The sequence below is a fragment of the Nocardiopsis chromatogenes YIM 90109 genome (genome assembly GCF_000341185.1).
GTDB classification, from domain to species: Bacteria; Actinomycetota; Actinomycetes; order Streptosporangiales; family Streptosporangiaceae; genus Nocardiopsis_A; species Nocardiopsis_A chromatogenes.
In genome coordinates this window covers 1-7,874 of record NZ_ANBH01000202.1, presented here as the reverse complement: position 1 = coordinate 7,874, position 7,874 = coordinate 1, and the positions used below count along the sequence as shown (strand labels likewise).

Genomic DNA, 7,874 nt, shown 5'->3' with positions numbered 1-7,874 from the left:
CCCCCGCCATCACCAGCAGGGTGTCCGGGGCCTGGCCCAGCAGCAGGTAGGCGGCGGCGGAGACGGCGATGAAGGCGGCCACCACCCAGGTGCTGCGGCTCTGCAGCCGCTCGGAGAAGCCGGTGATGAAGGTCGCCGAAGTGTAGGAGGCGCCGATGACCGAGCTGATCGCCGCCGCCCACATGATCATGCCGAACAGGCGCAGGCCGACCTCCCCGGCGGCGTGCTGGAAGGCCGCGGCGGGCGGGTTGGCCGCGTCGGCGATGGCGGCGCCGCCGCTCACCACGCCCAGCACCGCCAGGAAGAGCAGGATGCGGACGACGCCGGTGACAATGATGCCGGTGACCGAGGCGCGGGAGATGGCGCGTACGTTCTCGCGGCCGGTGACCCCGGCGTCGATGAGGCGGTGCGCCCCGGCGTAGGTGATGTAGCCGCCGACGGTGCCGCCGATGATGGTGACGATCGCGGTGAACTCGTCCGCGCCGAGCGCCCCCGGGGCCACGGCGCCGCGCAGGGCCTCGCCGACCGGCGGGGAGGAGGAGAACGCCGCGTAGAGGGTCAGCGCGATCATCAGGACGCCGAGCACCACGATGATGCGGTCCATGGCCATCCCGGCGCGCTTGCTCAGGAAGAGGGCGATCGCGATGAGGGCGGAGACGGCGCCGCCGATGCGGGTGTCGATGCCCGCGAGCGCGTCCAGGCCGAGCGCGGTGCCGCCGATGTTGCCGATGTTGAAGACCAGGCCGCCGAAGACGATCAGCGCGGCGAGGACGTATCCGGCGCCCGGGAGCACCTTGTTGGCGAGCGCGGGGGCCCGTTGGCCCGCCACGCCGATGACCCGCCACAGGTTCAGCTGCACGGCGATGTCGACGACGATCGAGACGAGGATGGCGAAGGCGAAGGCCGCGCCCATCGTCACGGTGAATTCGGTGGTCTGGGTGATGAAACCGGGTCCGACGGCGCTGGTGGCCATCAGGAACATGGCTCCCAGCAGGACTCCGCGCCCGCGGCGGGCGGGGGTGGTCGTGGCGGTGCTCATGCGGTCCTCGCTCGTCTGGGGATCCCGCGGTGGGGGAGGGACAGGGCCACCACACGGTCGTCATGGGGATTGTTGAACAATTCACCGATCGCGTGGGCGGACGTCATCGTACCCCCGGCGCGCGCTCCAGGCCACACCCCTCGGTGAAACCGATCACTGCGGAGCCCGGCACGCCCCGCACCGCAGGCGTTCGCGGAGTCCGACAGAATTGGGGGTCCGACAGAATCGGGAGGCGGGCCCGGGCGGCGGTGCCGGACCGGCCCCGGGGACCGGGACGCGGAACGAGCGAGGGAGCGGGGACCGAGGGTGGCGACGAGCGAGGGGCTGGAGGCGCTCTCCGGGCTGCGGGGGGCGCTGGAGCGGTCCAGCACCGCCGAGCGCGTGGCGGACGCGCTGCGCGAGCGGATCATCGACGGCGCGCTGGCCCCGGGCGCGCGGCTGTCCGAGGAGGCGCTCGGCCAGGCCCTGGGGGTGTCCCGGAACACGCTCCGCGAGGCCTTCCGGCTGCTCGGGCACGAGCGGCTGCTGGTGCACCGGTTCAACCGGGGCGTGTTCGTCGCCGAGCCGGAGCTGGCGGACGTGGTCGACCTGTACCGGGTGCGGCGCGCGCTCGAACTGGACGCGGTGCGCCGCGCCGACCGGGCCCCGCAGGGCGCGGTGGCCCGGGTGGGCGCCGCCGTCGAGGAGGGCGAGGCCGCCGCCGGGCGTGGCGACTGGTGGGGGGTGGGCACCGCCAACATGCGGTTCCACCAGGCACTGGCGGCGCTGGCGGACAGCCCCCGCACCGACGAGGTGGTGCGGCGGCTGCTGGCCGAGCTGCGGCTGGTGTTCCACGCGATGGCGGCCCCGCGCGACTTCCACGTCCCGTACGTGGCGCTGAACCGCCGGATCCACCGCCTGCTGGAGGAGGGACGCCTGGAGGAGGCGGCCCAGGAGCTGTCCGACTACTTCGACGTCGCCGAACGCCAGCTGGTGGAGGCGTTCTCGGAGGGGGCCCAGGGGTAGCGGCCGCGGCGTCGGGCCCGGGTACAGCCCTGGGTACGGCTCTGGGCCCAGCCCCGGGCCGGGCCCGGGGTCCTCACCGCCGCCGCCCGTACCCTCCCCCGCCCGGGGTCCGCACCACCAGGCGGTCGCCGGGCTCCATCCGCACCGACGCGCACCCCTCCAGCTCCTCCACGGTCCCATCGGCGCGCTCCACCGCGTCGGCCCCGCACGCGCCCGGCTCGCCGCCCGCCGCGCCATAGGGCGCGCGCCTGCGGTTGCCCGTGAGCGTGCTGACCGTCATCGGCTCCAGGAACGCGATCCGCCGCACTCCCCCGTCGCCCCCGCGCCAGGCACCGGCCCCGCCGCTGCCCTCGCGCACCGAGAACTCCTCCAGCCGCACGGGCAGCCGCGTCTCCAGCACCTCGGGGTCGGTCAACCGCGAATTGGTCATGTGCGTCTGCACCACCGGCGCCCCGTCGAAGCCGTCGCCCGCGCCCGACCCCGAACCCACCGTCTCGTAGTACTGGAACCGCTCGTTTCCGAAGGTGACGTTGTTCATCGTCCCCGCCCCCTCGGCCTGCACGCCCAGCGCCCCGTACAGCGCGCCCGTCACCGCCTGCGAGGTCTCCACGTTCCCGGCCACCACGGCCGCCGGGTAAGTCGGCGCGAGCATGCTCCCCTCGGGAACGACGATGTCCAGCGGCACCAGGCACCCGTCGTTGAGCGGGATGTCGTCCCCCACCAGCGTGCGGAACACGTACAGCACCGCGGCCCGGGCCACCGACGACGGCGCGTTGAAGTTGGTCGCCAGCTGCGGCGAGGTGCCGGTGAAGTCGATGACGGCCGACCGCGCGCGCCGGTCCACCTCCACCCGCACCGCGATGACCGCGCCCGAATCCATCTCGTAGCGGAACTCCCCGTCCCCGAGGGCGTCGATCACCTGCCGCACCGCCTCCTCGGCGTTGCGCTGCACGTGCCCCATATAGGCCTGCACCACGTCCAGGCCGAAGTGGCCGATCATCGTCCCGACCTCCTCGACCCCCTTGGCGTTCGCCGCCACCTGCGCCCTGAGGTCGGCCAGGTTGGTCTCCGGCGCGCGCGAGGGGTACCGCGCGCCCTCCAGCAGCGCGCGCGTCTCCTCCTCCAGGAAGCGCCCCTCACGCACGAGCAGGTGGTTGTCGAACAGCACCCCCTCCTCGTGCACGTCGCGGCTGAACGCGGGCATCGACCCCGGGGTGAGCCCGCCGATCTCCGCGTGGTGCCCGCGCGAGGCCACGTGGAACAGCACCTCGCGCCCGTCGGCGCCGTAGACCGGCGTCACCACCGTCACGTCCGGCAGGTGCGTGCCCCCGTGGTAGGGGTCGTTGACCGCGTACACGTCCCCGGGGCGCATCCGCCCGGCGTTGCGCTCCACCACCTCGCGCACGGTCGCCCCCATCGACCCCAGGTGCACCGGCATGTGCGGGGCGTTGGCGATCAGGCCGCCGCCCGGGTCGAACAGGGCGCAGGAGAAGTCGAGGCGCTGCTTGATGTTGACCGACTGGGCGGTGGCCTCCAGCCGGGCGCCCATCTGCTCGGCGATGGACATGAAGAGGTTGTTGAACACCTCCAGCATCACCGGGTCCGGGCCGGTGCCCAGGGCGGTGCGCGGGCGCGGGCGCACCCGGCGCAGCACCAGGTGGCCGGTGGGCTCGGCCCGCGCCGCCCAGCCGTCGTCGACCACGGTGGTCGCGCCGTCCTCGGCGATGACCGCCGGGCCGGTGACCCTGCTGCCGGGCGGGAGCGCCGCGCGCCGGTGCAGCCCGACGGTGCGCCACCGGCCCGCGACGTGCATCCGCACCGGCTCGGGGGGCTCGGGGCCCGACGCCGGGGCGGGCGCCGGGTCGCCGGTGTCGGAGGGGGCGACCGCCTCGACCTCCACGGCCTCCACCACCAGCGGCCGGTCCATCAGGAAGGAGTAGGTGCGCCGGTGCTCGCGCTCGAACCCGGCGACCATGTCCGGCACCGCCCCCAGGGCGACGGTGACCGGGGTGTCCGTGCCGTCGTAGCGCAGCCGCGCCCGCCGCCGCAGCTCGATGCGCCCGTCGGGTACGCCCTCCTCCTGCAGGTGCGCACGGGCGTCCGCGCCGAGCCGGTCGGCCAGGCCGTCCAGGGCGGGGCGCAGGTCGGGGCCGAGGCGCTCCTCCACCGACTGCTCGCGCACGGCGGTGGTGTCGGCCAGGCCCATGCCCAGCGCCGACAGCACACCGGCCAGCGGCGGCACCAGCACGGTGCCGATGCCCAGGGCGTCGGCGACCGCGCAGGCGTGCTGGCCGCCCGCGCCGCCGAAGGTCGTCAGGCAGTACCCGGAGACGTCCCGCCCCTTCTGCACCGAGATCTTCTTCACCGCGTTGGCCATGTTCTCCACGGCCACCTTCACGAACCCTTCGGCGGCCTGCTCGGGCGTGCGGGTGTCGCCGGTACGCGCGGCGATGCCCGCCGCCATCCCGGCGAAGCGCTCGCGCACCGTGCCGGTGTCCAGCGGCTCGTCCCCGCCGGGGCCGAAGACGCGGGGGAAGTGGTCGGCCTGGATGCGGCCGAGCATGAGGTTGGCGTCGGTGACGGTGAGCGGGCCGCCGTTGCGGTAGCAGGCCGGGCCGGGGTCGGCACCGGCCGAGTCGGGGCCCACCCGGTAGCGGCCGCCGTCGAAGCGCAGGACCGACCCGCCCCCGGCGGCCACGGTGTGGATGTCGAGCATGGGCGCGCGCAGCCGCACCCCGGCCACCTGCGCCTCGTGCACCCGCTCGTAGGAGCCCGCGTAGTGGGAGACGTCGGTGGAGGTGCCGCCCATGTCGAAGCCGATGACCCGGTCGAACCCGGCCGCCAGGGAGGTGCGGACCATGCCGACGATGCCGCCGGCCGGTCCGGAGAGCACCGCGTCCTTGCCGCGGAACCGTCCGGCCTCGGCCAGGCCGCCGCTGGACTGCATGAACATCAGCCGCACCCCGCCGGAGCTCTCGGCGACCCGGTCGATATAGCGCCGCAGCACCGGGGAGAGGTAGGCGTCGGCGACGGCGGTGTCGCCGCGCGGGACGAGCTTCATCAGCGGGGAGGCTTCGCTGGAGAGCGACACCTGGGCGAAGCCCAGGCGGCGGGCGAGCTTCCCGGCGGCGCGCTCGTGCCCGGGGTGGAGGTGGCTGTGCATGCACAGGACGGCGACCGCGCCGATGCCGTCGTCGAGCGCGCGCCGGAGATCGGCGGCGAGCGCGTCCAGGTCGGGCGGTCGGATGACGGTGCCGTCGGGGGCGATGCGCTCGTCGTAGGCGATGACCCGCTCGTAGAGGGGGTCCGGCAGGCGGATGTGCCGGTCGAAGATGCGGGGCCGGGCCTGGTAGCCGATGCGCAGGGCGTCGGTGAAGCCGCGGGTGACCACCAGGGCGGTGCGTTCGCCCGCCCGTTCGAGCAGGGCGTTGGTGGCCACGGTGGTCCCCATGCGCACCGACTCCACGGTGTCGGGGCCGACGGGGCCGCCCAGCAGGGCGGCGATCCCCGCGACGGCGGCGTCCTCGTACTCGGACGGGTTGTCCGAGAGGAGCTTGTGCGTCGTGATCCCGCCGTCGGGCCCGCGGGCCACGACGTCGGTGAAGGTGCCACCGCGATCCACCCAGAACTGCCAGCGTCCCGTCGTCACGCGGACGTCGTACCCGGGGGCGCGCTGCGCGATACCGGAGGGCGAGGGGCAGTCGGGGGCACGGTCGGGGTCCGTGGTCGGGAGGGCGGTCGGAGCGCGCGGCCGCACTCCTCCCTGAGGAGGTCCCCGGCAACCGGGCTGAGCGGTTCCCCGGGCCTGCTTGCCGGGCGGCAGGTTCTTCGCGGTCCGGCTGGTACCCCACTCCCGGGCCCCGGCCGGGCGGCCGGTTGGACGTGAGGCGAAGGGGAGTGACGACAAAAGGCGGCGGCCGCCACGGACGCGAACAAGCCTCACCTTCTCGGCCGCGCCCCCACCTGGACCGCGAGGAACCCGCCGCCCGGCAAGCGGGGCCGGGGAACCGTCCGCCTCGCGCCGTCGCCGCCATCACGGTGACCACGCACACGCCGACGGCCGACGCCGCACTCCGGGCTACGGCCGCGGCGGCCGGGCGGGCTCCCCCGCGCGGCCGCCGTATGGGCCTTGCCTCAGCTCTTGGCCTTGGGGCGGCGGTCGCGGCGTGTCAGGCGGCCGATCCTGCGGCTCGCCGCGCTCCCCCTCGGGATGGGGCGCGCCTGCGGGGCGCCGTCGGCCGGGAAGCCCGGCAGCAGGTCCGACGGCTCGGAGCGGTCGCCGCTGGTGGCGGCGAGGCGGCTCGGCAGCCCGGTCGCGGCCTCGGCCTCCTCGTCGGTCCCGTCGGCGTCCCCGTCCTCCTCCTCGGTGAACCCGGCGGTCCCCGCGGCGGTCCCCGCGGCCGTCGCCGCGGTCGCCCCCTCGGCGCGCGCCGCGCGGTAGGCGCGGACCCGCGCCGCCAGCGCGGTCACGACCGGCCACTCCACCGGCGCGGGCTGGGCCAGGCCCGCCCAGAGGTAGGCCTTGGTGCCCCAGGCCTCCATGGCCCGGCGGGCCCGGGTGATCACGAAGAACGTCGGCGCCGCCAGCACCAGCTGCGGCCAGGCCAGCGCGAGCGCGGTCAGCAGCGGCAGCAGCCCGCCGCCGGCCACCGCGAACCCGGCGCCCACGGCGACCGGGGTCAGCGCCAGCGCGATCCGCAGCGAGGAGATCTGCCGGAACCGGTGCAGCGACCGGCGCACGGAGGCCCCCGTGGACAGGCCCTCGGGCAGCGGTGTCGGCTGCACCACCGAGGCCAGCAGCAGCGAGGCGATCGCCACCGAGCCCGCCGCCAGGATCCACACCCCGGCCGCGGACAGGTGGCCGCCGACCATCAGCGCCACCACGGCCAGCACGGGAACCGGAACCGGGACGAAGAACAGGACCTTGCGCCAGAGCTGCCCGGACTCGGTCGGCGCGAGGACGGCCTCGGCCGCCTCGCCGTAGAGACGCTTCGCCGTCTCCCACAGCCTCTTCACCACTGCAACGCCCCCCCACACCTTCACATGGCCGTCGTCGGTGCGGCCGCCCCTCTTGCGCCCCGCCCCGGCCGCTCCCGGGAGAGGACGCCGCCGCCTCAAGGGAGGTTCACTCCCCCAACGGGAGAAGAGAGGCGGAACACTCCTCTCATCCTCTCCTGCGCGAACGTCCGCGGCAACCGCCGCGTTCCAGCACGTTCGCGCCGATCGAGCACCTCATGACAGGTCTATCGCACCACGGGTCAACCGGGGATAAAGCAGAGCGCCTCAGGGCATTTCAGGGCCGAAGGTCACATCGGCGGGAGCGGGGGCGCGGGGCACCGCGAGTGGCGCACGGGGACGGTTCGCGCGTCCGGCCGGACGCGCGGGCCCCGGTCCGGCCCCTACCGCGAGGCGCCGCCTTCGGCGAGACGGCCCAGGGTCACCGCGACCCGCAGGATGAACGACCCCCTGCCGTCCGCGGGCATGTGGCCGGTCAGCTCCGCGATCCGGCTCAGCCGGTAGCGCACCGTGTTCGGGTGCACGAACAGCATCCGCGCCGTCGCCTCCAGGGACGAGGCGTGCTCCAGGTACACCGACAGGGTGTCCAGCAGCGGCGACCCCGCCGTGCGCAGCGGCTCGTAGATCTCCTCCACCAGCTGCTTGCGCGCCGCCCGGTCGCCGTCCAGGGCGCGCTCGGGCAGCAGGTCCTCGGCGAGCACCGGGCGCGGCGCGTCCGGCCAGGCCACCGCCGCCCGCAGCCCGTTGACGGCCGCCGCCACCGACGTCCCGGCGGTGCGCAGCTCGCCCACCGGCGGGCCGACCACCACCGGGC

At 75.2% G+C, this 7,874-nt stretch carries 5 protein-coding genes; 1 reads left to right on the top strand and 4 read right to left on the bottom strand.

Annotated elements, in window-relative coordinates:
- On the bottom strand, window positions 1-1,039 hold a 1,039-nt coding region (locus D476_RS0119510), incomplete at its 3' end, for an NRAMP family divalent metal transporter (RefSeq protein WP_017625614.1).
- A 306-nt stretch (window positions 1,040-1,345) separates the two neighbouring features.
- Between D476_RS0119510 and D476_RS0119505 the strand changes: the two genes are divergently transcribed.
- Window positions 1,346-2,044: a GntR family transcriptional regulator gene (locus tag D476_RS0119505; protein ID WP_017625613.1), complete on the top strand. Its 699-nt coding sequence runs from the start codon at window positions 1,346-1,348 to the stop codon at window positions 2,042-2,044.
- Window positions 2,045-2,117: 73 nt separating this feature from the next.
- Here the strand turns inward: D476_RS0119505 and D476_RS0119500 are convergent, their stop codons facing one another.
- The 3 genes from D476_RS0119500 to D476_RS0119490 all read right to left on the bottom strand — a co-directional run.
- On the bottom strand, window positions 2,118-5,693 hold the full coding sequence (locus tag D476_RS0119500; RefSeq protein ID WP_204367006.1) for a hydantoinase B/oxoprolinase family protein: 3,576 nt from the start codon (window positions 5,691-5,693) through the stop codon (window positions 2,118-2,120).
- A gap of 485 nt (window positions 5,694-6,178) precedes the next feature.
- Window positions 6,179-7,063, bottom strand: coding sequence for a hypothetical protein (locus D476_RS0119495; RefSeq protein WP_017625611.1), 885 nt, complete (start codon window positions 7,061-7,063; stop codon window positions 6,179-6,181).
- Between the two features lie 380 nt (window positions 7,064-7,443).
- A partial coding sequence (locus D476_RS0119490) for a PucR family transcriptional regulator (protein ID WP_017625610.1) occupies window positions 7,444-7,874 on the bottom strand: 431 nt, incomplete at its 5' end.